The sequence below is a fragment of the Thermomicrobium sp. CFH 73360 genome (assembly GCF_023806465.1).
Lineage (GTDB): Bacteria > Chloroflexota > Chloroflexia > Thermomicrobiales > Thermomicrobiaceae > Thermomicrobium.
In genome coordinates this window covers 1-304 of the sequence record NZ_JAMSLS010000035.1, presented here as the reverse complement: position 1 = coordinate 304, position 304 = coordinate 1, and the positions used below count along the sequence as shown (strand labels likewise).

Genomic DNA, 304 nt, shown 5'->3' with positions numbered 1-304 from the left:
TGCTCTCGTTGGCTACTTACTCCATCGAACGAAACTGGATAAACGGGTAAACGCACTTCGGCTTCCAACGGTTCGTCGAGAAGTGCACATTTCCCATAGCGATGTCATTCGCTCGATGATTGGCTTGCTTGCCACAGGAAAAACGGATTTCGATCATATCGAAGCGTATCGTCAGGACGATATCTTTTCGGCATCGATGGGGATTCAGCACGTGCCTTCCTCTCCAACCTTGCGACAACGACTCGATCAGCTCGCTTGTCTTCCGATGACCGAAACGATTCTTTGGGAGGAGTCCATACGTCTG

General features: G+C 50.3%; 1 pseudogene. It reads left to right on the top strand.

Features of this window, described 5'->3' with window-relative positions:
* Positions 1–304 (top strand): annotated as a pseudogene (locus NET03_RS13405) (IS1380 family transposase); the annotation flags it as partial.